Raw genomic sequence first — 26111 nt, forward strand, 5'->3', positions numbered from 1 at the left:
GACATGACCGCATTCACGACCCGTCCAGAAATCCTCGGCACCTTCGGCGTCGTCACCTCCACGCACTGGATCGCCTCGGCCGTCGGCATGAGCATTCTCGAAAAGGGCGGCAACGCCTTCGACGCGGCAGTGGCGACGGGTTTCGTGCTGCAGATCGTCGAGCCGCATCTTTGCGGCCCGGGCGGTGACCTGCCGGCGGTGATCTATTCGAAGAAGAAGGACAAGGTCGAGGTCATTTGCGCGCAGGGCCCTGCCCCCGCCGGCGCGACGATCGAACACTATACGGCGGAAGGCCTGAGCCTGATCCCTGGCGATGGGCTGCTTGCGACCGTCATCCCCGGCTCCTTCGATGGCTGGATGCTGATGCTGCGCGACTATGGCTCGATGAGCGTGCGCGATGTGCTGGAGCCGGCGATCTATTACGCCGAGCATGGCCATCCGATGCTGCCGCGCGTCTCCGCCACCATCAAGGGGCTCGCCGCCTTCTTCGAGAAGGAATGGCCGACCTCCTACGAGACCTGGCTGCCTGGCGGCAGCGCCCCCGAAGCGCATGCGAATTTCAGGAATCCGGTGCTTGCCGAAACCTGGAAGCGCGTCATCGCCGAGGCCGAGACGAAAAGCGGCCGGGAAGCGCAGGTCGAGGCGGCCCGCGACGCCTTCTATCGCGGCTTCGTCGCCGAGAAGATCGACGATTATTTCAAAACCACCGAGGTGATGGATGCGAGCGGCAACCGCCACAAGGGCGTCCTGACCGCCAACGACATGGCAAACTGGTCGGCAACGATCGAGGAGCCGCTGACCTATGATTATCATGGCTGGACGATCGCGAAGATCGGTCCCTGGGGCCAGGGCCCGGTCTTCCTGCAGACCCTGTCGATCCTCAAAGGCTTCGATCTCGCCGCGGTGGATCCCGCTGGCGCCGATTTCGTCCATACCGTCGTCGAAGCGATGAAGCTCGCCTTCGCCGACCGCGAAGTCTATTACGGCGATCCCGATTTTTCGGAGGTTCCCATCGCGCATCTGCTGTCGGAGACTTATGCCGCCGAGCGCCGCAAGCTCATCGGCGCGGACGCCTCCTTCGAACTTCGCCCCGGCATCGTGCCTGGCTTCGAAGCGCAGCATGATCTGACGATGAAGATGCTCGGCGCGGATTCGAAGACCGGCGCCGTCTACGAGCCGACCATGGCGCATCTTTCCGAAAAGCGCGGCGACACCGTGCATATCGACGTCATCGACCGCGACGGCAACATGGTTTCCGTCACGCCATCAGGCGGCTGGCTGCAATCCTCGCCGACCGTGCCCGGCCTCGGCTTCTGCCTCAATTCGCGAGCCCAGATGTTCTGGCTGAAATCAGGCCTGCCGACGTCGCTTGCGCCCGGCAAGCGGCCACGCACGACGCTGACACCGTCGCTCGGCCTCTACGAGGGCCGCCCGACACTGGCCTTCGGCACACCGGGCGGCGATCAGCAGGAGCAGTGGCAACTCTCCTTCTTCCTGCGTTATGCGCACCACAAGCTGAACCTGCAGGCGGCGATCGACCAGCCGCTGTTCCATACCTCGCATTTTCCGGGTTCCTTCTATCCGCGCACCCGCGAACCCGGCAGCCTGATGGCGGAAGCGAATTTCGGCCCCGATGTCCTCGATGCCCTGCGCCGCAGGGGCCACAAGCTGACGGTCGCCGATCCCTGGACGATCGGCCGGCTGACCGCCGCGAGACGCGATGCCGATGGGCTGCTGCGCGCCGCAGCCACCCCGCGCCTGATGCAGGCCTATGCGATCGGGAGATAGCCATGACCTGGTCTATCGTCGCCCGTGATCCCTCGACAGGTCATCTCGGCATCGCCGTCGCGAGCCGCTTCTTTGCCGTCGGCGCCCTCGTGCCGCATATTCGCGGCGGCATCGGCGCCGTTGCGACCCAGGCCTTCGTCAGCCCGCTTTACGGCGTCGATGGCCTGTCGCTGCTGGCTGCAGGCAAGGCGCCGGAGGAGACCATCGCCGAGCTCATCGCGCGTGACGCCGGCCGCAATCAGCGGCAGCTGCACCTCATCGATGCGAAGGGGCGCAACGCCGCCTTCACCGGCGCCGCATGCATCGACTGGGCGGGGCATCTGATCGACGAAAACGTCTCGGTCGCCGGCAACATGCTCGCAGGTCCTGACGTCATCACTGAGACGCTTGCCACCTACAACAAGGCGATGGACAAGCCGCTGGCCGAACGCCTGCTCCTGGCGATGCAGGCAGGCGAAGATGCCGGCGGCGATAAGCGCGGCAGGCAGTCCGCCGCCCTCATCATCCATCGCGACCAGGATTATCCGTGGCTGAGCCTCCGCGCCGACGATCACCCCGATCCGCTCGCTGAACTTGTTCGCCTGCACGCGGTGGCGGGTGAACGTTACCTGCATGTCGCCGAGACGATGGCGACGCGGCAAAATCCGAACGGCCTGACCGACAGGCGCGAGATCGATGAAAAGATCGCGGCGCTGGAAGCGGCCCGCATCGCTGAAGGCAGGCCTTCCGCCTCCTTCGCCACGCCTTTGAAGACATGAACCAGATAAGACCAAGGGAACGACATGAGTGATGTTTCTTCAGCCTCCGCCTCCCCGGTTCTTTCCGTCCGGAACCTGACGACCTCCTTCCTCGTCGACGGCGACTGGAAGCCGGTGGTGCGCGACGTCTCCTTCGAGGTCATGCCTGGCGAGACGGTGGCGATCGTCGGCGAAAGCGGCTCGGGCAAGAGCGTCACCTCCCTTTCGATCATGCGATTGCTCGCCAAGGGATCGAGCCGCATCGACGGCGCCATCAGCTTGAACGGCAAGGATGTTCTCACCCTTCCGGAAAAGGAGATGCGCCAGGTGCGCGGCAACGACGCCGCCATGATCTTCCAGGAGCCGATGACATCCCTCAACCCGATCTTCACCATCGGCCGCCAGATCTCCGAAGCGCTGACCTGCCACGGTGATATCGGCAAGGCCGAGGCGCGGGCCGAAACCGTGCGCCTGCTGGAAAAGGTCCGCATCCCGAACGCCGCCTCGCGCTTCGACGAATATCCGCACCAGTTCTCGGGCGGCATGCGCCAGCGCGTGATGATCGCCATGGCGCTCGCCAGCCGGCCGAAATTGCTGATCGCCGACGAGCCGACGACGGCGCTCGACGTGACAATCCAGGGCCAGATCCTCGACCTGATCAAGATGCTGCAGGAAGAAGAGGGCATGTCGGTGCTCTTTATCACCCACGACATGGGCGTCGTCGCCGAAATCGCTGACCGCACCATCGTCATGTATCGCGGCGAGGCGGTGGAAACCGGCACGACCGACGACATCTTCCATCGCGGCAGGCATCCCTATACCCGCGCACTGCTCTCGGCCGTGCCGCGCCTCGGCTCGATGGCCGACCGGAAATGGCCGCTGCGTTTCCCGGTCGTCGATACCGCGACCGGCGAACGCCGCGAACCGGTCGAGGTGGCCGACACCGTCGACCGCCGCCGGACGCCGATCCTCGAAGTCAAGAACCTCGTTACCCGTTTCGATATCCGCGGCGGCCTACTCGGCCGCAAGACCGGCGCGATCCATGCGGTCGAGGACGTCTCCTTCGATCTCTTCCAGGGCGAGACGCTGTCGCTCGTCGGCGAATCCGGTTGCGGCAAATCGACCACCGGTCGCTCGATCACCCGCCTCGTCCAGCCGAACGGCGGCAGTGTCAGCCTCGACGGCTATGACGTGCTGAGCCTTGACGCGGTCAGTCTCAGACGGATGCGCCGCAGCATCCAGATGATCTTTCAGGACCCCTTCGCCAGCCTCAACCCGCGCATGACCGTCGGCGCCGCCGTCGCCGAACCCATCACCGAACATGGCCTCGGCACCGGCGCCCAGGCCCGCGAAAAGGCGGCCGATCTTCTCGAACGCGTCGGACTGAAACCCGACATGATGAAACGGTATCCGCACGAATTCTCCGGCGGTCAGCGCCAGCGCATCTGCATTGCCCGAGCGCTCGCACTCGATCCAAAGGTGATCGTCGCCGATGAAAGCGTTTCGGCCCTCGATGTGTCGATCAAGGCGCAGGTCTGCAATCTGCTGATGGACCTGCAGCAAAGCCTCAACCTCGCCTTCCTGTTCATTTCCCACGACATGGCTGTGGTCGAGCGCGTCAGCCATCGGGTCGCGGTGATGTATCTCGGCGAAATCGTCGAGATCGGCCCGCGCGCGGAATTGTTCAGCAATCCACAGCACGCCTACACGAAGAAGCTGATGGCAGCCGTGCCCGTCCCCGACCCCTCGCGGCGCGGCATCAAGCGCAACCTCGGAACCGACGAGCTCAAGAGCCCCGTTCGCCCGGTTGGCTACGTCGCACCGCCGCGCCGATATCGGGAAGTGTCGGCAGGTCATCTGGTGCGGCTCGATGAAGCCGCCTGAAATTGAAAACCCACTCTCGAAAGCATCAGGAAAACAAGTATTGCGGGAAATAACCCGTGCCGGTGGCGCTCAGGCCGTCTTTTTTGCTGCACCGCTTATATGACTTCTGCTAGATATTATTTTACCGATAATTATTAACGACCGATTCCACCCTTTTGTGTTCTCTTATCCTTGCGAATCAAAAAGGTTTGATTTGCCCGGGAACGGCCCCCATGTTGAAGCGTGGGGCGATGCAACAGTTGGGTAGGAGCCTATGCTGCAACGGATTGAAGACATTGATGCAGCGCTCGTCGACAGGCTGCAGCATTCGGCGTTCAAGTACTTCCTGAAATATTCCAATCCCGAAAACGGCCTTGTGGCGGACACATCGATCGGCGGGGTTCCGTGTAGCATCGCAGCCGTCGGCTTCGCGCTTTCCTCCTATCCTGTTGGTGTCGAGCGTTTATGGATCAGCCGCGAGGAGGCAGCCGAGCGTACGGTCAATACGCTGCGGTTCTTCGCCGAGGCGCGCCAGGGCGAGGAACGCCACGCGACCGGCCACCGCGGCTTCTTCTACCACTTCCTGCACATGGATACCGGCCATCGCGCCTGGAACAGCGAGCTTTCGACCATCGACACGGCGCTGCTCGTCGCCGGCATCCTGACGGCTGCGCAATATTTCAATCGCGAGGACGACGAGACGGAAACCGAAATCCGGGAACTCGCGACCTTCATCTACGAGCGCGTCGACTGGCGCTGGGCGCTGAACAAGGGCGACACTATTGCCATGGGTTGGAAGCCCTCTTCCGGCTTCTTGCGCTGGCGCTACCATGGCTTCGACGAGGCGATCATCCTCTATACGCTGGCGCTCGCCTCACCGACACATCCCATTCCGCAGTCGTGCTACGACGCCTTTACGTCAAGCTATTCCTGGATGCTGCACGGCGAGCAGTCCTATCTCTATGCCGGGCCGCTGTTCATCCATCTCTTCTCGCATGCCTGGATCGATTTCCGCGCCATTCAGGACAAGCCGATGGCGGAGCGGAACTGGGACTATTTCCGCAACACGCAGGTGATGATCAACGTCCAGCGTGACTATGCCGAGCGCAATCCCGGCCAGTTCGTCGGCTATAACAGGAATATCTGGGGATTCACCGCCTGTGATGGTCCGCCGCCGACACGGCGCATGCGCGGCGGCCGCCAGCCGAAGGTTCTGGGTTACGCCGCCCGCGGCGCACCGCTCGGCCCCGATGACGGCACGATCGCACCCTGGGCAGCCCTTGCCTGCCTGCCCTACGACAAGCAGGCGGCTCTCGACGGCACCAAAGCGCTTCTGACCACCTATCCGAACCTGCTGTTGGAAGGCGGCTTTCCTGGCGGCTTCAACCCGACGGTCAAGACCAAGCGGCCGGAAGGCTGGGTCGACGACCGCACCGTCGGCATCGATCAGGGCCTTGTCGTCATGACCATCGAGAACGACCGTTCGGATTTCATCTGGGAACTGATGCGGCAATCGCCGGTCATCCGCCTCGGCCTCGAACTCGCCGGCTTTACCGGCGGCTGGCTCGAAGGCATCGAGCCGGAAGAAGTGGTGCGCAAGTTCGGCTAGCGCACAAGCCCGGAAATCGAAATCGATAGAGCCCGCGCGTCCAATAGGAGGTGCGGGCTCTTAGTTTAGTTCTCGAAGACATGCGCCTTGCCGGCGATATCGAGGCGAACGAGATCGCCTCGCGCCGGAAGAGCGACGCTCGAGGTCTTGATCAGGATCGGCGGCAGTGCAACGCCGTCGAGCGAGACGGCAACCGTGCAGACCGCGCCGCCGAATTCCACCTCGACGACACGCCCGCCATAGCTGTGATCGCTTTCATCGGCAACGACGCGGATCTGCTCGGGCCGCAGCATGATCTCCGCCTTGCCCTGACGACTGCCTTCGACGGCGACATGGCCGAGGGCGCAGTCTGCCAAGCCGTTGCGGATGATGGCGGGAAGCAGCACGGCATCGCCGAGAAACAGTGCCGTCTCGCGGTCGCGCGGATGCAGATATAGTGATTGCGGCGATCCGGCCTGGATCAGTCGTCCTTCTCTCAGGACCGCGACCTGATCGGCAAAGGTCAGCGCCTCTTCCTGGTCATGGGTGACGAGGATGGTGGTGATGCCGGCCGCCTGCAACACGCGGGCAACCGCCTTGCGCATATTTTCCCGCAGGCCGGTATCGAGTGCCGAGAAAGGTTCGTCGAGCAGCATCAGCCGCGGCTTGCGGCCGAGCGCGCGGGCGAGCGCCACACGCTGCTGCTGGCCGCCGGAAAGCTGATGCGGGCGCCGCGTCAGCATACCGCGGTCGAGCTCGACCATATCGAGCAGCTCGAGCACGCGCTTCTCGCGATCCGCTGCCCTTCGTTCGAAGCCGAAGCCGATATTTTCGGCAACGCTTAAGTGCGGAAACAGCGCGCCGTCCTGCGAGACGATGCCGATGCCGCGTTTATGCGCCGGTACTGTCGCCGGGCCGTCCGCGAGCAAGTCACCATCCAGCGTCACCCTGCCGACATCCGGTTGCTCGAAGCCGGCAATGATGCGCAGCAGCGTCGTCTTGCCCGAACCGGACGGACCGACGACCGCCGTGCGGCTGCCCGCCGAGACCTCGAGCGAAATATCTTTCAACGCCTGGACAGGGCCATAGCGCTTGCTGATGTTCTCGATCGTGAGCAGCGTCATTGGCCGGCGGTCCGTTTCGATTGGGTATAGAGCATCAGGGTGAGCGGCAGCGACAGCACGACCATCATGAAGGCGTAAGGGGCGGCCGAAACATAATCGATCTCGCTGGTCAGCGACCAGAATTTCGTCGCCAGCGTATCGACGCCGTTGGGCGAGAGCATCAGTGTCGCCGTGAGTTCATTGGTGATGCCGAGTGCGGCCAGCGCGACGCTAGCGGCCGCTCCCGGTGCTGCAAGCCGCATGGTGATCTGCCGCACCGCCTGACCCGGGGTACGGCCGAGGCCCATCGCGGCGCGCTCCAGCTCCACCGGCGCCTGGGCGATGCTGGCACGCAGCCCGACCATGGCGCGCGGCAGGAAAAGCATCACATAAGCGACGAGCAGCGTTGCGAAGGTCTGATAGAGCGGCAGCACGAGACGCACGGTGATCGTTACCAGTGCCAGCGCCACGACGACGCCCGGCAGCGAGCCTACATAATAATGGCAGGCTTCGAGCACGCGCTGGAGGCGGCCGGGCGCCCGTACGGAAAGCCAGGCCATCGGTGCTGCGGCAATCGTCGCCAGCACGCCGCCGACAACGGCAAGCACGATCGTCTGCAGGAAGGCGCTGCCGACTTCGATGCGCCAGATATCGGTGCCGCCGAGATAGAGCCAGCGGCCAAGCGTCACCAGCGGCACACCGAGCGTCAGCGCCGCCAGGATGACGGGCAGCAACACGGCCGGCACCGTGAACCAGCCCAGCCGGCGGCGGTCCGCCGGACGTGGCGAGCCGGAGCCGACGCGGGCATAACGTTCGTTGCCGCGCACCAGCACCTCGAAGCCAAGCAGAAAAAGACAGCAGGCGACGAGCACGCCGCCGAGCATGTTGGAGGCAGGGCTGTTGTAGGAGGACTGGAACTGATCGACGATCGCCGTCGCGAACGTGTCGAACCGGATCATGACGAACAGGCCGTATTCCGAAAGCAGATGCAGCGCGATCAGCAGGGAGCCGCCGCAGATGGCAAGCCTCAACTGCGGCAGCACGGCGCGAAAGAAGACCCGCCAGGGATTAAGACCAAGCGAGGCCGCAGCATCCTCGATGGCCGGATCGAGACGGCGCAGCGCTGCGACGACCGGCAGGTAGAGGAACGGATAATAGGCGATGACCGAGACGAAGACGCCGCTCTGCAGGCCGCGCATGCCGGGAACGAGGCTAACCCAGGCATAGCTGTGCACGAAGGCAGGCACGGCGAGCGGGGCGATCGCAAGCCAGGCCCAGAGCCGCGCGAAAGGAATGTCCGTACGCTCCGTCAGCCAGGCAAGCGTCACGGCAAGCGCGATCGACAGCGGAATGGTGATCGATTCCAGGAGAATCGTATTGACGAGAAGTTCGCCGACACGCGGCCGGAAGACCAGGGTCTTCACCGTTTCCCAGCCGACATCGTAGGTGACCCAGCCGATGAAGCCGAGCGGCACGAGACTGAAGATCGCGACGACGGCTGCAAGCAGGATCACGGAAGCGTGCGGCATGCGTCCGCGCGGCAAAACCATTCGCGCGGTCCTAGGCGCGACCGGCGCCTGGTTGCCGGATGCGAGCAATCTGTTGTCCTGCAGCAAGGCCGATGCCTTTACACGCTGAAAAAGGAAGGCAACCGCCTTTGAAAGACGGTTGCCGGATATCGTCATGCCCTAAGGTTTTCTTGAGCCAAATGCAATAGTTTTGGCCGGCGGAAGCCTGCGGCAGAAACGTTAGATCAGGCCGGCGGCCGTCATCAGCTCGACGACCTTCTTGCTGTCGAGGGTCGAAGCTTCGACCTTCGGCGCGTTGAGATCGGCAAGCGGAGTGAGCTTGTCGTTGGAGGGCGCATCCTTGCCGATGGCATATTCATAGGAATCGCCGTCCTTGAGGACTGCCTGGCCAGCCTTGCTGGTGAGGAACTTCAGGAAAGCCTGGGCTTCCTTCATGTGCTGCGTGGACTTCAGGACGCCGCCGCCCGAAACGCTGACGAAAGCGCCCGGATCCTGGTTCTTGAAGTAGTGCAGGCCGACATTCTTGCTGTTCTCGCCTGTTTTGGCCTGATCGCCGAACCAATAATAGTGATAGATGATCGCGCCTTCGACCTCACCGGCGTTGACCGCCTTCATGGCGACGCTGTTGCCCTTGTAGGGCGTGGCGTTTTCCTTGAGAGCCTTCAGCCAGTCGGCCGTCGACTGTTCGCCCTTGAGCTGCAGCAGGGCGGCGACGATGGCCTGGAAGTCGGCACCGGCAGGTGCCGCACCCCAGCGGCCCTTCCAGGCGGGATCTGCGAGGTCGAGCATCGACTTCGGCAGCTTGTCTTCGGTGAGCTTCGTCTTGTCATAGACGAAAACGGTGGTGCGGGCGGCAATGCCGGTCCACATGCCGTCAGCCGGGCGATACTGCTCCGGAACCTGATCCAGCGTTTCCTTTTCGATGGGGGCGAAGAGGCCCGCGCCATCGACCAGCGTCATTGCCGGCGAATTCTCGGTCAGGAAGATATCCGCGGGAGAGGCGTCGCCCTCCTGAATGATCTGGTTGGCGAATTGCATGTCGCTGCCCTGGCGCATGGTGACCTTGATGCCGGTCTCCTTGGTGAAAGCAGCGATCCATTCGCGGCCCAGGCTTTCGTGCTGGGCATTGTAAACAACGAGACCTTCGTCCTGCGCATTGGCGCTGCCTGCGAGCGCGGTGGCCGAGAGAAGCGAAGCGGCAAGCGCTAGTGCGCCAGAAAAACGGTTAAGAGCAATGTTCATGATGGCCTCCGTGGCGATGTCACCCGAGCTCTCCAAGGGCGATGAGAGGCGTATATTTTTCCTGACTGCCGATTTCAAGTTTGTCTTTGCCGGAAAAGCCATCACAATATCTTGACTAAATATTTCATATTACAAGGGAATAAATCTCGATTGAGCAAAAAAGGCGACACTCCGTGAGCGCCGCCCTCTTTTGCGCCTTTGCAGCCGGCTTATTCGACGTCGAACTTGACGCCCTGCGCCAGCGGCAGCGTCCTGCCGTAATTGATCGTGTTGGTGGAGCGGCGCATATAGGCCTTCCAGGCATCCGAGCCGGATTCGCGGCCGCCGCCGGTCTCCTTCTCGCCGCCGAAGGCGCCACCGATCTCGGCGCCCGACGGCCCGAGATTGACGTTGGCGATGCCGCAATCCGAACCGCGAGCGGAGACGAAGGTTTCGGCCTCGCGCATGTCGTTGGTGAAGATCGACGACGACAGCCCCTGCGGCACGGCATTGTGCAGTGCCAGCACCTCGTCGAAATCGCTATACTTCATCACATAGAGGATCGGCGCGAAGGTCTCGTGCTCGACCGGGCCGGTCTGATCGGGCATTTCGACAAGCGCCGGGCGAACGTAGAAGGCTTCGGTCGAACCGGTTTCGACGCGGTCGCCGCCGGTCACCGTGCCGCCGGCCGATTTCGCCTCGCCGAGCGCTGCCTGCATGTTCTTAAAAGCCTGACCGTCGATCAACGGCCCTACAAGCGTGCCGGTCTCGAGCGGGTTGCCGATAGTGACGGAGCCATAGGCCTTCTGCAGGCGCGGCACCAGCTGGTCGTAGACGCTCTCATGCACGAAGAGACGGCGCAGCGTCGTGCAGCGCTGGCCGGCCGTGCCCATGGCGGAGAAGGCGACGCCGCGCAGCGTCAGGTCGAGATCGGCGCTCGGGCAGACGATCGCCGCATTGTTGCCGCCGAGTTCGAGAATGGCGCGGGCAAAACGCTGCGACAGCCGCGGACCGACGGCGCGGCCCATGGCCGTCGAGCCGGTGGCGGAAACCAGAGGGATCTTCGGATGATCGACCAGCACCTCGCCGACCTCGCGGCCGCCGATGATCAGCGTCGACAGATTGGCCGGTGCGGTACCGCCCTCGGCAACGAAACGCTTCAGCGCCTTTTCGAACAGCGCCTGCACGGCAAGCGCCGTCAACGGCGTCTTTTCCGAGGGCTTCCAGACGGTAGAATTGCCGCAGACCATCGCAAGTGCGGCATTCCACGACCAGACGGCAACCGGGAAATTGAAGGCGGAGATGATGCCGATCACGCCGAGCGGATGCCAGCTTTCCATCATCCGGTGTTCGGAGCGTTCGGTGGCGATCGTCAGGCCGTAAAGCTGACGGGAAAGGCCGACCGCGAAATCGCAGATGTCGATCATCTCCTGCACTTCGCCGAGGCCTTCGGAGGTGATCTTGCCGACCTCGATCGAAACGAGACGGCCGAGCGCCGCCTTGGAGGCGCGCAGTTCTTCGCCCAGCAGGCGGACCAGTTCGCCGCGCTTCGGCGCCGGCACGGCACGCCATTCGAGGAAGGCCCGATGCGCCGCTTCGATCGCCGCCTTCGTCTCGGAAACGGAATGTTCCCTGAGTTTGCCGATTTCCTTGCCGGTGACCGGCGAGGTGACGGAAAGCGTGCCGCCGTGATAGCGGCTGGCATCGACGCCGAGTTCGGCAAGCAGCTTGGCGGTTTCGGTGGCGAGATCGAGGACGGCGATGGTCATTGTCGTGTTTCCAATCTTATTGTGCTTAGAAGCGGGCATCGGCGAAATGGGCGACCTGAGCGCCGGCTTCGTACCATATTTCCTTGAGTGCACGGAAGCTTGGCTCGGTGGGCGAAGTCAGCGGCAACGGCAGATCGGCTTCCGGAAGCCGGCCGAGGATATGCTCCGCCAGCGTACGGCCGAAGACCGTACCAGGGGCAATGCCGCGGCCATTGTAGCCAGAAAAGCCGACCACACCAGGTGCGAATTTGTGGAAGCGCGGCAGCGCATTGTCGGTCATGCCGATCTGGCCATACCATTCACATTCGAATTCGACGTCGCCGATATCTGGGAAGAGCCGCTTCAATGCGCGTTTGGCCCAGCCCCTGTGTACGGCCAGTCCGGTATTGCGCAACGCCCCGACACTGCCGAAAACGAGGCGGCCAGCCTGATCCATGCGGAAGGAGGAGAGGATTTCCTTGGTATCCCACACACCTTCCCGCCCCGGCAGGATCGACTGGCGCAGATTGTGGCCGAGCGGCACAGTGGCGAAATTGAAATAGGGCAGATGCACCTGCTCGCTGCGCACCTGCTCCCACGGGCCGGTGCTGTAGGCATCCGTCGCGACGATGATCCACTCCGCGCTGACCTCGCCGCTCGCCGTCTTCACGGTCCAGCGGCCGCCATTGCGCTCCGTCCCGATGACCGGGCTGGATGTGTGAATGGTGACGCCGGCCTTGACGGCGGCATGGGCAAGACCGCGCGCATAGGCAAGCGGTTGCAGCGTGCCCGCGCGTTTGTCGAGCAGCGAGCCGGTATAGGCATCGCTGCCGATGCGTTTGGCCGTTTCCGCTGCATCGAGCAGCGTCACGGCTGCGCCGCGGGCGGACCATTGCGCCGCCCGATCCTCGATTTCCTTCAGCCCGTCCGCGCCGACCGCGCAATGCAGCGTGCCGTTCCGTTCGAGTTCGCAGGCAATCTGATGCTTGTCGATCAGTTCCATGACGAGCTTCGGCGCATTGCCGAGCAGATCGAGCAGACGTTCGCCATGCACCGGGCCGAGCACGCCGGGCAGATCGTTCGGCATCACCCACATGCCGGCATTGATCAGCCCGACATTGCGCCCGGCACCACCGAAGCCGATCTCTTTGGCTTCCAGCAACACCACCTTCGACCCGGCTTCGGCGAGATGCAGGGCAGAAGAGAGGCCGGTGTAACCGCCGCCGACGATGACGACATCGGCCGACATCGCGCCGTCGAGAGGCGAGGTCGTCGGCGGTTCGGGCGCTGTCTTTTCCCAGAGGCCGTGGGAGCGCGGATCATTCAGCATGGCTCAGTCCGATCAGAGCGAAATCGCGGATACTCTAGTGCATAAAAGAAGGTGTTGAACCTGCCATTTCACGCAACGGTCTTCAACGGCAAGCCCGCAAGGCCGAGCGCCTCCAGCGCCCAATCCAGCGATGCCGCCTGGCGTTCGGCGTAGAGCGCCAGTTCGTCCTGGACGGTGGCGCCGAGTGCAGCCTCGAAGGCGTCACGGTTCGAGCGGGTCGCATAGTTCTGCTGCTGGTCGGTACCGAGGTTCGACTGGAAGATGCCGGCCGCGCTGACGGGCAGGAAGTCTTCGTAGACGATCGGGGTGAAGGCGAGGTAACCCTTGGCGATCAGCGCCTCCGGATCGCTGGGCAGCATGCTGCCGACCGCAGCCGCAATGCCCGCAGGCGTCGCGGAATAGCGGAAGAAGGCCAGATCCGCCCTGCGCAGCTCGTCCCAGCTGTCCGGCAGCGCCTTGAAACGCGCGGCGAGTTCGTCGTCATAGGCGCCGGCCTTGGCGCCGCCGGCGCCGACCTGCACCTCGCCGCGAACCGAGGCGAGCAGCTGGTCGTAGAGCATCCGGCCCTTCGCCGTCAGCGCCACGCCGCGCTGTTCGATCTCGCCGAAGCGGGCGGTATGCGTCCCTTGTATCGCGCCGTCATCACCGGAAAAGGCGATCGTTTCCTCCAGCGCCTTGAAACTCGTCTGTCGCAGCAGGATACCGCAATGGCGGCGCGGCGGTCCTTCGATGACCGCCTTCGGCGTGATGCCGCGTTCCGGCATGCGGGCCTGGACCGCATCGATATCGAGCGTGCGCGGCGTCAGATGGTTGATGTGCGGCCCCTTGAAGCTGACGACATCGGCGATCAGCCGATGCGCATCGTGCAGCCGCTTGTAGGTTTCGGCGCTGACTGTCGCTTCGCCATGCCAGCGGAAGGTTTCCAGCGCCTCGGCGACGAATTCCGTCGCCTCCGCCTCGGTGAGGCCGCCGTTTTGTTCGTGGCGCTCGATCAGCGCGACCGCACGCGGCGTGTAGATCCGCCGTTTCGCCAGAATGGCTTCGGCCTCGCCGCGCAGCCCTTCGTCCTCGATCAGTTCCAGTCGCAGCAGCGAGGTGAAGACACGGAACGGATTGACGTTGAGCGCCGCCTCGTCGATCGGCCGAAAGCTGGTGGAATGAACCGGCACGCCGGCGACCGAAAGATCGTAGTAGCCGACCGGCTGCATGCCCATGACCGCAAACAGCCGCCGAATGGTGAAGAGTTCGTCGGCCGTGCCGAGCCGGATGGCGCCGTGACGTTCGACATCGATGCGCTCCAGCTCGCCGGCGCGGGCCAGGCGATCGCGCAGATCGGGATCATTCTCGAGGCAGCCGGCATTCACATCCGCCACCAGTTCGATCAGCATGCCGTATTGCGGTACCTCCGCCCGGTACATCTGCGACATCGCCTCGGTAAACAGCGATCGGATGCGATCTGGGGAAACGAAGGCTTGCAGCATTGGGAAACTCCGGATCATTCCGTTTTTGCAGGATGAACCTCTTTACACGCGCGACAAAGCCGCAAATATCGCTATTTCGGAAATAGCCCATTCTGAAACGGAATGACCATGCTGACGTCCAGACGTTTTCTGCCATCGATTTCGCATCTCGCCGCCTTCGAGGCGGTTGCCCGCACCGGCAGCGTGACGGCAGCGGCGCGTGAACTCGATCTGACGCAGAGCGCCGTCAGCCGCCAGGTGAGCGCGCTGGAGGAGCAGCTTGGCGTCGAGCTCTTCCTGCGCGAACGCCAGACCATGCGGCTGACGCTTGCCGGCGACGGATATGCCCGTGAGATTCGCGAGGCCCTGCGTCGAATATCGAGCGCTTCGCTGAACCTGCGCGCCAATCCCCACGGCGGCACGCTCAATCTCGCCATCCTGCCGACCTTCGGCACGCGCTGGCTGGCGCCGCGCCTGGGACGCTTTCTCGCCGCCAATGCCGGCGTGACCATCAATCTGGTGACCCGGCTTTCCCCCTTCGATTTCCGCCTCGATTCAATCGACGCCGCCATCCATTTCGGCCATCCGCACTGGCCGGGCGCCGAACTCGAGTTTCTGATGTCGGAGCGCACGGTGCCGGCCTGCAGTCCGGATTTTCTGAAGCAATATACTATCTCAGGACCGGAGGATCTGCTCGCTGTTCCGCTTCTCCATCTGACGACACGTCCCGACGCCTGGGAGCAATGGTTCGCCAGCAACGGCGTTTCTTTCGAAAGCGTGCACGGCATGCTCTTCGACCAGTTCGCCACGGCGGCGCAGGCGGCAATCGCCGGCCTTGGCGTCGCCCTGCTGCCGACATTCCTGATGCAGGAGGAGATCAGGCGCGGCGATCTCGTCGCCGCTGTCGATCGTGAAATGGAAAGCCGCGAGCGCTATTATCTCGCCTTTCCGCCCGAGCGCGCCGATTATGCGCCGCTTGCCGCCTTTCGTGACTGGATCGTCGCAGAAGCCACCGCCAACCCGGCTGTGTGACGAACGGCTTGCATCGGCATGGCGCTTTCGACCATTATGCGGCCCAAACAACTTTGCAGGAAATCTCCATGAAGCCGATCTTCGTCCAGCTCCAATGCGCACCCGGCAAGACCTATGATGTCGCCGACGCCATCTACCAGACCGAACTGGTCTCGGAGCTCTATTCGACCAGCGGCGACTACGATCTGCTGCTGAAGGTCTATATCGAGGAAGGCCAGGATATCGGCAAATTCATCAACGACAACATCGCCAATATTCCCGGCATCGTCCGCTCGCTGACGACGCTGACCTTTAAGGCATTCTGAATTCCCGTCAGACACGGTTAACCTTTTTCGCGAAGATTGGCCCTCGCAGGACGTCGCCTAAACCGCGCCTTAACGCCGGGCATATCTGGTCGTTGTTATCACAGGCCCGCATCAGCACGGGCGGGTACGTCCAGCGATAGGTGAAAAATGTCGATCGTCGAGGCAGATAGGGCGCACGCGATGCCGCAGTTGGAAACGGCTCCGCTGATCGTCCATGTCGTGCGCCAGTTCCTGCCCAATCGCGGCGGCCTGGAAGATGTCGTCGCCAATCTCGCCCGCCAGACCGTGCGCCGCGGTTACCGCGTGCGCGTCGTCACGCTGGATTCGCTCTTCACCGCGCCTGAGGATAAGCTGCCGCTTCGCGAAGATATCGACGGCATCGAAGTGGTGCGCATTCCCTGGTTCGGCACCAGCCGCTATCCGCTGGCACCGCATGTTTTCCGCCATCTTGCCGATGCCGATCTCGTCCATGTCCATGCCATCGACTTCTTCTTCGACGCGCTCGCCTGGGGCCGGCTGCTGCACGGCAAGCCGATGATCGTCACTACCCATGGCGGCTTCTTCCACACGCAGAAATACGCGACGATCAAGAAGATCTGGTTCCGGACGCTGACCCGCGCTTCGGCGATGGCCTACCGCCGCGTCGTCTGCTGCAGCGCCTCCGACCTCAAGCAGTTTTCCGAGATCGTGCCCGACAGCCTGCTGATCGAAAACGGCGCCGATATCGGCAAGTTCGCCGACACCGCTTCGCGCCGGGCAAAGCGCCGCATCGTCACGATCGGCCGGTTCTCGGTGAACAAGCGGCTGGACCACCTGCTCGATGCGATGGCCAAGCTGAAGACCCGTGACCCGGAATGGCATCTCGACATTGTCGGCGCCGAATCCGACCTGGACCGGGCGGATGTCAAAGGCGCAATCGAAAGCCGTCATCTGTCCGGCCGCGTCACCCTGCATGTGTCGCCCGAGAACGACACGATCCGACGCATTATCGCAGAAGCCTCGATTTTCGCCTCCGCCTCGGAATATGAAGGTTTCGGCCTGGTGGCGCTGGAGGCGATGAGTGCCGGCCTCCTGCCGGTGCTGAACGCCAACGATGCCTTTGCGACGCTTGCCACCCGGCATCCCGTTCTCATGCTTGCCGATTTCACCAATCCTGAGCGCGCCGCCAAGGCGATCGAAGCGGCCCATCAAGCTCTTTTGCGCCAACCGGACGCCGTTCGCGCCGAGCTTCTCGACGCCGCCCGCGGCTATTCCTGGGATATTGTCGCCGGACGTTATATCGATCTCTACAGATCGCTTGATGTCGTCGCCGCAGAAAGCATCTGATCCTGTCTTTCTACCGCATAGACGCTACAGCGTTGCCCGTGTGAAAAGACGCGCGGCGCTGTAAAATCTCCGGTCACGCTCTCGCCAGACGGATGATCTCGTCGAGCACGAATTTGCGCGATTGCGGCGGCGTCAGATTGTGGTCGGCATCCGGCAACATCAGCAGCCGCACGTTCGGATAGCGAGAAAGCTTGGCGCCGTGCGGCCCGAAGTGGAAATAGACGTGGTCGAGACCGACATCGCCCTCGCTGTAGATCAGCGTCAGCGGCACCTTGCGTTTGCCGAACAGCGCGAAGGAGTGCCGAACCTCGCGGGCGATATGGCGCCGGTCGGGAAGCAGCTCGAGCAGCGGCGCGATCCACGGCGACAGCCGGCGGCCGGCGGCGATGACGATGTTCTGCAACGCCGAGACGACATCCACCTGGCCGCGCAGCAGCCGCTTCAGCGTGTCGAGCCGCGCCAGGCGCTGGCTGTAGTCATCGAGGCTGCGGGGAACGGAGACGACATGCTCCCTGCGCACAGGCATGTCAGGATCCCAGTAATAGACGAAGGGATTGATCGACACGACAGCCTTCAAGCGCTCGTCGGCGACGCCGGCGCGGAAGGCGACATAGCCGCCGCTGCATCGGCCGGCGACCATGACAGGGCCGGCGACGACGCTTTCGAGCAGGTCGAGCGCGGCGACTGCATCCGCGGTCTGCGTATCCGAATAAAGCACCTGTTCCGGCGCATCCGGCCGCGGCGGGCTGTCGCCGACATTGGCAGAATCGAAGCGCAGCGAAACGACGCCCTGGCGGGCGAGCTCGCGCGCCATATCAACCGTCGTGCGTCCCCAGCCGGCATGCCGGTCATAGGCAGTCGACAGGAAGAGCACGGCATTGCCCTTGATCTCGCCGAGCGGCCGGCTGACGACGCCGACCAGATGATTATGGCTTCCGAAACGGACCGGCGTTTCCGCAAAACCGTCGCCGGCAAGCGGCGGGTTGTCGATCGCTGCCGACGAATGGGCGGCGGATGTCTCCGTCGTCCTTGTCTCCAGCCACGCCGTCAGCAGCGCCACGACAGTCATCGGCGTCTTGGCAAACAGCGGGTTGGTGGCGAGTTCGTCATAGCCTTCGAAAGCCTTCTGCTCGACATCGGCGCCAAGCGCCTTCAGCGCATCGGCAAAGCCGGTATCCTCGGCTTTGGCAGGACGTTCGAGGATCAGGTAGCGGGAGGTTGCGAGCCCCTGCGGCGAGGTGATGTTGAGCTTGCCGAGCTCGGCGGCGATCTCTTCGGGCATGACGAGCCCGGCAATCTGCACCTTGGCAGTCTGGATATGCTCTTTGCCGAGGCCGAGATCGGCATCGATGATCTTGGACCACATGTTGAGTTCGCGCAGATAGGCCCGGCCGCTCAGCACCGGCGCCAGCATGACGAGGCTGTCGACGCCCTCGATCGAGGAACCGACGCGATGGGCAAGCGTCGCACCAAGGCCCTGTGCGATGAGGATGATGCGGTCACAGCCGCTCAGCGACTTCAGCTTGTCGGTGGCCGCACGGATCGAATCTTCCCAGGTTTCCAGCCTCGCCGGCAGTGCGTCGAAATCGAGCGCGTCGCCAGTGCCGCGATAGTCGAAGCGCAGGCTCGGCACGCCGATATCCGAGAAATGCTCGGCCGCGACGCGGAAGAATTTGCGGCTGCACATCTCCTCGAAACCCCAGGGGCTGACGAAGAGCACGGCGGCCGAACGTTTTTTGGCGAGAGGATTTTCAGGCATGAACAGCCCAATCGTGCCGTCGAAGACGACGGGCAGGGCGGCGCTGCGTCCCGCGCCCTCGGCCGGTTCGAGCGAGAATTCGCCGGGCGCGACCTTGGCGCGATCGGGATCGCCGGGAAGCCGCGGCGCAATGAAATTGATCGCGTGGCCGACCGGTCGCCGCAGCAGGGACGGCATCTTCTCGAGAATGGAGCGCATGACTTCGACATCCTCGCCCGGCACGGCGCGCAGCACCCGGAGTGCTGCGAAATAGGCGAATGCGCCGGCGATGATCGCGCCGACCAATCCGGCCGGACCCTGGACGAATTCCAGCACGGAAGTCGCTCCGCAAGCGCAGAGGACGGAGGCGAGCGTCACCTTCGTCAGGCTTGCGTAGAGACCCGAAAGCTGGGATCCGAATCCTGTCTGTCTGATCATCATCATCGACATCGCAACGAATACGAGGATGCGCACGATTGCGGCGCCCTCGGCCGCAAGCCTAGGTACGATCAGTAAACAACCCGCTACCATCAGTAGGCCACCTATCACACTGATGTTGAGGCGGGAGCGGGCCCTGTCCATCGACAGCAGGTAGAGGCTGAGGATCTGCATGAAGGTATAGGCGGGAGCGACGAGCGCAAGCAGTGCCACCACCGTCCCGCTGCGGCGGAACGCTTCGCCGAACACCACAATCACCAATTCGCTGGAGATCGCGGCAAGCCCGAGGCTCATCGGTAGCACGATATAGGCCATGCTTCGGGTGACGGCGGCAAAGACCTCGACCGGCAATGTCGAATCGTCGCTGCTGTGCCGCCGCTCGGAATAATAGGGCAGCAGGCTGCCGGTCATCTGGATCGGCAGTTGCAGCGCGATATTCGCGATCGACAGGCCGACGGCATAATAGCCGACCATCTCCACCGACCAGAACTGCTGCAGGAAGAGCAGCTCGAGCCGGTTGAGGAAAATGGAATCGATGATGAACTGGATCGACAGGATGACGGAGGAGGAGGCGAGATATTTCAGCGAGACCCCGCACCAGTCGCGCCGCGCCAGAAGGATCGGCAGCGTGGCGAAAAACAGCACCAGCTGGCCGAGCGCATAACCGACGAGAACGCCTTCGACGCCATAGAAGACGGCGCCGACGGCAACGCCGGCAAGCTGCACGATCGAGACGGCGACCGTCAGCTTAAAGAAGGCGCCAAGCTTCTTTTCGCCGATCAGGTAGAATTTGACGAAGGAACCGATCGCCTGGATGAAGAACAGCACTCCCGTGACCAGAGCGACGGATGGTGCGGTGTCGGCCCAGTGCATCTTTTCGGAGGTGAGGAAGAACAGCGCGTAGAGCGCCAGCAGCACGACGGTCGAGAACATCATGAAGCTGACGAGGATGGCGGCAAAACCCCGCCTGCGGCGCGCGTCGAAGCCTTCCGCCGAAAGTTGCGGCAAGGTCTTCAGCAGCGTGATGCTGGAGCCGAGCTCGGCGATCGAGGCGCCGGTCACCACCAGCCAGAGCGAAAAGGCGACGATGCCGTTGGCTTCCGGCCCGAGCAACCGCGCGGTTATGATCGAGGAAACGAAGCCCGTCAGAAGCAGCAGCATGCCTGCCGCACCGTTCATCACCGAGTTTGCGATAATACCCTTCGACATCTGTCCATCCGTCAGGATCGGCCTACCGCCGCATACCAGCCATCTCTAATGCGAAAATGTTAAAATAAAGCGGAGTGGCACCTTAGCTCGCCTGCATCGCCGCCAGCGTCTGAAGCGCCTTCTCGTAGCTGTTTTCCGTGAGGTAACGCAGCAGGAACTCCCGCGCCTTCTCGGCCTTCTCTCGTGCACGCTCGGGTGTGCGGAAGATATCTTGCAGGTGCGCGGCGGCCGCCTCGGGTGAGGGATCGGCCCAGACCGCGCCTTCGAGCCCGGCAAATTCGGGATGGGTATCGACCACCGGAATGAGGGGAGAGGAAACCAGCCAGCTATTGTCGGGATCGCAGAAATCAACCGTGCCCGACCAGGCCGTGGAAATGACGGGCGTACGCTGCATGATCGCCTCGGCCACCGTCAGCCCGAAACCCTCGGAACGATGCAGCGAAAGATAGGCGTCTGAACAGCGGATGAGGCCGTTGATATCGGAGTTCGACATCCTGTCGGTGACGATCCTGATCCGGGTATTGCCCTTAACCGAGGCGACCAGTTCGCGCAGGCCCTCATCCTTGTTGATATCGCCGCTGGCCTTCATCAACAGGAAGGCGCTGGGGCATTCGCCGGCAAATATCCGGAAGGCCTCGATGACGGCCTGCGGATTCTTCCGGTTAATCGAGGAGCCGGCGCTGAAGATGAAGCTGACGAGAAAGGCGTCTTCCTCGATGCCGAATTTCTGGCGCATGCTTTCCGTTGTCGGCTTCTCGGTGACAGGATGCGGAACGACGATGACCGGTGCCGCAGTGAGGGGCGCAATCGCCCGCCTGGTGAATTCCGACGGCACGAAGACGGCATTCATGTAATGCATCGCATTGCGCCACTCGGTCGGCACGACTTCGAGCTCCCAGGCGAAATAGCCGATGTTGAAGGCGCGGGTGAAATTCGCAACGCCCTTCTTCAGGATGGCGCGCGGCAGCATCGGCGGATTGAGATGCCAGATCCGGCTCCCCGCAGGTTCGGTGGAGAGATGCGAGGGCATCCATCCGGCGAAGGAATTCTCGTCAGGATGCGTGCTGACGTCGGAGAGCGAAATCGCCCGCCCAGCTTCCGACAATGCGCCGGCGCAGAGCCTTGCCGATTCGCCGACGCCGACCGCCATCGAGAGATAGCCGACGATTTCCACCGGCTTGCGCGGATTGAAGGCAAGACGCGACCGCGGGATCAGCCGCTGCAGGACATGGGCGCGCAGAAAGCGGTATATCGTTCTCAAATCACGGTCTTTCCCAATGGATCGGCACCATCCTTCGCAGCGGCGTCAGCCCTCGATTGCGACGCGATGCGAACTGCCTAGACTTCTGATTTCGCCCGCAGGCGGAATATCGCTTTCCACGCCGGACAGCGCGTGGAGCTTCACGCGCCGCATCGCGCCGGGGGCAAGGTGGAACCAGTCGTCGTCGGCACGATAGCCTTCGACGTCGATATGCACAGATTGCGCCAGCCGGTCGGTCCTGAGGTCAACGAACCAGTCGTCGCCGTCTCTGGTGAATGATGCTTCGATACCTGCATCATGCAACGCCTTCCCCCGTCCGCACGGGAAGTGGAAGCTCTCGGCGAGAATGGCGCCGTCCGCCAGCGAGCGCAGGCGCGCCACACTGGCATCATGCGCCGGCGGCCCGAAACGGAAAGCATAGGTCGTGTCGAAGAAGGCGCCGAACAGCGCGGTGCAGGCAAGGCGCTCCGTGTCTCTTGCCGCCAGCTTGAAGGCCCTGCTGCCGCTGACGACCTGCTGTTTTCCGCCGCGCAGGCAGACGACCTCGAGCTCGACATCGAGCGCTGCATCCGTCTCGTTGACGACATGCACGTCGAGACCGTTCGTTCCCTCGTCGGTGAAGACCACTTGCACCGGCCGGAATGCACGGCGCATCGCATACCAGACCGGCTTCGGCTCTCCGGTGGAGTCGATCACTCCCCAGCCGGGGCCGGGCAGCAGATCCTGCAGCGTCCAAACGAGCGCGCCATTGCAGGCGGAGCCCTTGCGCCGCCATTCGGCAAAAGTCTCCTCGATCACCTCGCCGGTAACGGCGCGGGAGAGATCGAGATAGCGTTCCGGATCTTCGCGGCGCAGCTCAGCCGGATCGGAACCGTAGAGAAGCTGCAGGTAAAAGTCGCGAACATCCTCGAAATCCCACGATGCACTGCGGTCGCGGGGCACGCGGGCCTTCCACAGCGGGCTATGGACGGCGGGCACATCGAGATGACGCTGCAGCGTCCTTTGCTGCGGCACATGCGCGAAGGCGAGGCTTTCCGAGGCAAAACGCACATCGGCGCGGCGCGCATCGGCAATCGGCCGCATATAGGCGCCGACGCCGTAATAATGCGCAATGCCGGCATTGGGCGAAAAGGGCATCGCTCCACCATATGGCGAGTTCGGGACATAGGGCACGTCGGGGCGCATGCGGGCGACGACCGCCGGGATGATTTCATCAGTGACCGGCCCGCTCCAGAATTCCGCCGGCAGGCCGAGCATTGCCGCCTGCTGGTGGACTTCGCTGCCGCCGCAGAGCACAGCCAGCGAAGGCGACGCCTGCACGCCGTGCAGGAATTCCTCGACCTCCGCATGCACGTGACCAAGAAAAGCCTTGTCGTTGCGCGGATAATCGAAATTGGCGAACATGAAGTCCTGCCAGACGAGCAGACCGAGTTCGTCGCAGAGCGTGAAGAAATCAGGCGTTTCATAGGCCATGGTGCCGCCGATGCGGATCATGTTCATGCCGGCTGCAGCGGCAAGCCGCAGGAACGGCTCATAATCCGCCCGCCCGCCCGGCAATCGCACGATATCGGCCGTCGTCCACACGGCACCACGGCAGAAGATGCGTTCGCCGTTGACGAGAAGCGCGAAGTCGTCGCCATCGGCACCACGGTCGACGTCGATACGTCGGAAGCCGGTCCTGCCGAGCGGATATTCCACGCCGTCGGAAACCAGTGTCAGCGCGTAGATACGCGGAGCGCCATGCGTATGCGGCCACCAGGCCTCGATGTCGGAAAGCTTGAGGATAGCGGAGTAATGACTGTCGCCGACCTTCTCGAAGGGCTGCTCCATCCCGCCGCAGCGCAGCAGCATTGCCGGATCCTCGGCATTGCTATGCAGGGAAACGCTGAGGCGGCCGACACCACTCTCCTCCAATACGGCGCGGATGGAGACATTGTCGATCGAGACGGGATGACGCCGCACCATCGAAATCGGCCGCCACGGGCCGACGGCATGGATATCGGGGCACCAGCCCGGCATATGGCCGAGCAGCGTCGTGCGGAAATTCTTCAAGCCCGCCGGTGTAATCATCTGCGGCCGCCAGCGCGCGCGGGGGCCCGGCTCCGACAGGCGAGGGCCGAGCGCCCGGAAGCACAGTGCCAGCTCGTCGCCGCCCAAAAGCGTCACCGGAATCTCGTGCGCCGTGAACATGCTCTCGGAAAACAGGATTTCCTGGCCGTTCAGGAAGACGTGGCAGAGCGTCGCCAGCCCTGCGAAACGCAGGATCGCGTCGCCGGGTTCGGCATCGAAAAGCCGGCAGAGATACCAGGCATCCCGCGTGTTCAGCGGCTCGGGATTTTCCCGGTCGAAGAGCCCGGCTTTTTCAAGCGCTGCGGCGACGGTGCCTGGAACGGGTGCTGGAATGAACTGTGCAGAAAGCGGGATGTCGTGCGGCACGGCGCAGGCGCCCGGCTCCGTCAGGATCAGGTTCCAGCCTTCGGAAAGTAGACTTTCCTCGGCACCGATGCTTGCCAAACGCCCCCGCATGGTCAGATCTCCGGCCTCAGATTCGCCCCGCAAGCGACGCCATCATGGAATCCCATGCATCGGCGGCCGGATCAAGTGCTGCTTGCAACGGCTCGAACTTCCTGCGGGTGACGGCGCGGGCAAGCTGGAACTGCACCGATTTCGCCACCTCCGAAATACGCCCGGCATGCTCGGCGGCAGCGGCGAATTCACCAGGGGAAAGCCAGGTGAGGTAATCGGCCGCCAGCTCGAAATTGGCGCCCACCTGGCGAAGCGTGTTGAAGGCGTATTTGTGGAAGAAGCCGAACGGCCGTTCCGCCACCGCTTCGACCTGTTGCGGAAAGACGCTTGCAAAGGCGCGGATCGGGTTTTCGCGGGGACGCCGGGCAAAATGAAAACCGGCAAGCCGCCGCGCAGTCGCGCGCAGATGCGCCTCGTCTGCCGGCCTTTCCGGGAAACGCGCAAATTCCGTATAGGGCAGGAACGGCGGGTCGTTTTCCGTCAGATACAGCTGGAACAGTCCGTCGAAATCCTCGCCTTCGAGACGGAAATAACCGGCATTGTGGAAATAATCGACGCGCTTGGCCGCAACGTCCAGCCGGTTGATCGCGACCGTCGTTTTGCCGTGCTCCTGCCGGTAGGCAGTGCCGCGCGTATCCGGCATGTAGAAGGAATCCATTTCGATCAGGCAGAGACGAGCCCGCGCGATCTGAACCTCGACATGGCGTTCGACACGGTCGTAGATGGCAAGCTCGGTCGCACGAATGCCGTAGAGCGCTTCCAGATCCTCGAGCGGCACCTTGAAGAAAGTGAACTGGTCGCCCTCGAAATCCTGCGTCAGGGTAAAACCCAGCATCGCCTCTGGCGCAACGCCTGATGTCGCCAGAACCTCGATCCAGAGATCGACATAACAATTGGTTTCCGGCCAGGCGCGCTCGCCGGAATGCAGCGCATGGGCCCGGTAGGTTTCCGGGTCAATTCCCGAAAATACCCCCGAAAATACCGATGTCATCGATTTGCTCAGCCCCACAGCGCTTTCCGTACGCTGGCCGGCCATTGCTTCACATCGAGCCCGTGATGATGGAAGAGGGCAAGGGCGATGCGTTCCAGTCCGAAGCCGACGCAGGCGGTGTGCGCGACACTGCCGTCTTCGAGATTGAGACCCCACTTCGTGCCGAAGGCATCCTGATGGTAGTTGAAGCTCATGCAGGCTGTCGGATTGGCAGCCGAGGTGATCGGGATCAGCAGCTCGAACTTCAGGTTCTGGTCGCGCTGATTATTGGCGAGCATCTTGCCGGCGCGGCCGAAGAACGGATCATTGGCGACGTCGATCGTCACCTCGAGGCCGACGGCCTTCATCATCTCGACGCCGCGATCCATCCAGCGCTGGCGGAAATCGGTGACGTGCAGCTCGGTGCCCATGCAGACATATTCACGCATGCGGAACAGCTGCTGGCGGGCAGGGTCTTTCGACGGCTCGTGGCGGAAGCAATAGGATTGCAGGTCGAAGAGGCCGCCCGTCTTCGGCAGGTTGCCGCGCTTGGCGATCGTCGGATAGAGCGGATAGCAGGCAGCCGGCGTCAGTACGATGTCGGTCGCCTCCTGTCCCCTGGTCCAGTCTTCGCCGACTTCCATGTATTGCAGCAGGCTGACATGATCGAGCTCGCTGCCGCAGAAGCTGTGCACCGTGCCGGCGAGCTGCGGAAAGCTCTTCATGTAGCCGCTCTTTTCGAAGAAGGCGCGGTTCATGCCGGGCGGAAAACGCATGGCTTCGGCACCATCGGCGCCGCCGAACGTGTCGATCAGGCGCTCGAAGGCAGCGATCACCTCTTCGAACTGGCCGCTACGACCGTAGAGCCCGTCGATGCCGGTATCGATCAGCAGACCGGATTCGAAAAGCCGGTCCAGAAACGAGGTCTGCATATCCATG

At 63.1% G+C, this 26111-nt stretch carries 18 protein-coding genes; 7 read left to right on the forward strand and 11 right to left on the reverse strand.

Going from position 1 to position 26111, the window contains the following annotated elements; all coding sequences use genetic code 11:
• Positions 1-3 precede the first annotated feature (3 nt).
• The 4 genes from RL_RS23585 (at position 4) to RL_RS23600 (ending at position 5997) form a co-directional block, all read left to right on the forward strand.
• The gene (locus RL_RS23585; RefSeq protein WP_011653931.1) at positions 4-1788 is read left to right on the forward strand and encodes a gamma-glutamyltransferase family protein; all 1785 of its coding nucleotides are present in this window, start codon (positions 4-6) and stop codon (positions 1786-1788) included.
• A 2-nt stretch (positions 1789-1790) separates the two neighbouring features.
• Positions 1791-2546, forward strand: coding sequence for a DUF1028 domain-containing protein (locus RL_RS23590; RefSeq protein WP_011653932.1), 756 nt, complete (start codon positions 1791-1793; stop codon positions 2544-2546).
• Between the two features lie 24 nt (positions 2547-2570).
• Positions 2571-4409 (forward strand): ABC transporter ATP-binding protein, encoded by a 1839-nt coding sequence (locus RL_RS23595; protein ID WP_011653933.1) that lies wholly within the window; start codon positions 2571-2573, stop codon positions 4407-4409.
• A gap of 253 nt (positions 4410-4662) precedes the next feature.
• Positions 4663-5997 carry a glucoamylase family protein gene (locus RL_RS23600; RefSeq protein ID WP_011653934.1) on the forward strand — a complete coding sequence of 445 codons (1335 nt, stop codon included), beginning with the start codon at positions 4663-4665 and terminating at the stop codon, positions 5995-5997.
• A gap of 65 nt (positions 5998-6062) precedes the next feature.
• Here RL_RS23600 and RL_RS23605 read toward each other — a convergent pair whose 3' ends face one another.
• From RL_RS23605 to RL_RS23630, 6 genes are all read right to left on the reverse strand, one after another.
• Positions 6063-7100 carry an ABC transporter ATP-binding protein gene (locus RL_RS23605; RefSeq protein WP_011653935.1) on the reverse strand — a complete coding sequence of 346 codons (1038 nt, stop codon included), beginning with the start codon at positions 7098-7100 and terminating at the stop codon, positions 6063-6065.
• Positions 7097-8764: an ABC transporter permease gene (locus RL_RS23610; protein ID WP_041936509.1), complete on the reverse strand. Its 1668-nt coding sequence runs from the start codon at positions 8762-8764 to the stop codon at positions 7097-7099. The genes RL_RS23605 and RL_RS23610 overlap by 4 nt, the downstream gene beginning before the upstream one ends.
• Positions 8765-8827: 63 nt before the next feature.
• Positions 8828-9850 (reverse strand): iron ABC transporter substrate-binding protein, encoded by a 1023-nt coding sequence (locus RL_RS23615; protein WP_011653937.1) that lies wholly within the window; start codon positions 9848-9850, stop codon positions 8828-8830.
• A gap of 209 nt (positions 9851-10059) precedes the next feature.
• Complete coding sequence (locus RL_RS23620) at positions 10060-11598, reverse strand: L-piperidine-6-carboxylate dehydrogenase (RefSeq protein ID WP_011653938.1); 1539 nt, start codon at positions 11596-11598, stop codon at positions 10060-10062.
• Between the two features lie 25 nt (positions 11599-11623).
• Positions 11624-12907 carry an NAD(P)/FAD-dependent oxidoreductase gene (locus RL_RS23625; RefSeq protein WP_011653939.1) on the reverse strand — a complete coding sequence of 428 codons (1284 nt, stop codon included), beginning with the start codon at positions 12905-12907 and terminating at the stop codon, positions 11624-11626.
• Between the two features lie 68 nt (positions 12908-12975).
• On the reverse strand, positions 12976-14406 hold the full coding sequence (locus RL_RS23630) for a 2-oxoadipate dioxygenase/decarboxylase HglS (RefSeq protein WP_011653940.1): 1431 nt from the start codon (positions 14404-14406) through the stop codon (positions 12976-12978).
• A gap of 84 nt (positions 14407-14490) precedes the next feature.
• Between RL_RS23630 and RL_RS23635 the strand changes: the two genes are divergently transcribed.
• The 3 genes from RL_RS23635 to RL_RS23645 all read left to right on the forward strand — a co-directional run bounded on the left by RL_RS23635 (position 14491) and on the right by RL_RS23645 (position 17030).
• On the forward strand, positions 14491-15399 hold the full coding sequence (locus RL_RS23635; protein ID WP_028742634.1) for a LysR family transcriptional regulator: 909 nt from the start codon (positions 14491-14493) through the stop codon (positions 15397-15399).
• A 68-nt stretch (positions 15400-15467) separates the two neighbouring features.
• Complete coding sequence (locus tag RL_RS23640) at positions 15468-15704, forward strand: Lrp/AsnC ligand binding domain-containing protein (protein ID WP_003543721.1); 237 nt, start codon at positions 15468-15470, stop codon at positions 15702-15704.
• Positions 15705-15851: 147 nt separating this feature from the next.
• On the forward strand, positions 15852-17030 hold the full coding sequence (locus tag RL_RS23645; protein ID WP_041936510.1) for a glycosyltransferase family 4 protein: 1179 nt from the start codon (positions 15852-15854) through the stop codon (positions 17028-17030).
• A gap of 73 nt (positions 17031-17103) precedes the next feature.
• Here the strand turns inward: RL_RS23645 and RL_RS23650 are convergent, their stop codons facing one another.
• The 5 genes from RL_RS23650 to RL_RS23670 form a co-directional block, all read right to left on the reverse strand.
• The gene (locus RL_RS23650) at positions 17104-20415 is read right to left on the reverse strand and encodes an oligosaccharide flippase family protein (protein WP_011653944.1); all 3312 of its coding nucleotides are present in this window, start codon (positions 20413-20415) and stop codon (positions 17104-17106) included.
• A gap of 82 nt (positions 20416-20497) precedes the next feature.
• Positions 20498-21676: a glycosyltransferase family 4 protein gene (locus tag RL_RS23655; protein WP_011653945.1), complete on the reverse strand. Its 1179-nt coding sequence runs from the start codon at positions 21674-21676 to the stop codon at positions 20498-20500.
• Between the two features lie 45 nt (positions 21677-21721).
• Positions 21722-24202, reverse strand: a complete 2481-nt coding sequence (locus RL_RS23660; protein WP_011653946.1) for a glycoside hydrolase family 2 protein — start codon at positions 24200-24202, stop codon at positions 21722-21724.
• Between the two features lie 16 nt (positions 24203-24218).
• Positions 24219-25211: a DUF1839 family protein gene (locus RL_RS23665; protein ID WP_173364454.1), complete on the reverse strand. Its 993-nt coding sequence runs from the start codon at positions 25209-25211 to the stop codon at positions 24219-24221.
• Positions 25202-26110, reverse strand: coding sequence for an amino acid--[acyl-carrier-protein] ligase (locus tag RL_RS23670; protein WP_041936511.1), 909 nt, complete (start codon positions 26108-26110; stop codon positions 25202-25204). The genes RL_RS23665 and RL_RS23670 overlap by 10 nt, the downstream gene beginning before the upstream one ends.
• Position 26111: the final 1 nt, after the last annotated feature.

It is taken from the genome of Rhizobium johnstonii 3841, from assembly GCF_000009265.1.
GTDB lineage: Bacteria > Pseudomonadota > Alphaproteobacteria > Rhizobiales > Rhizobiaceae > Rhizobium > Rhizobium acaciae.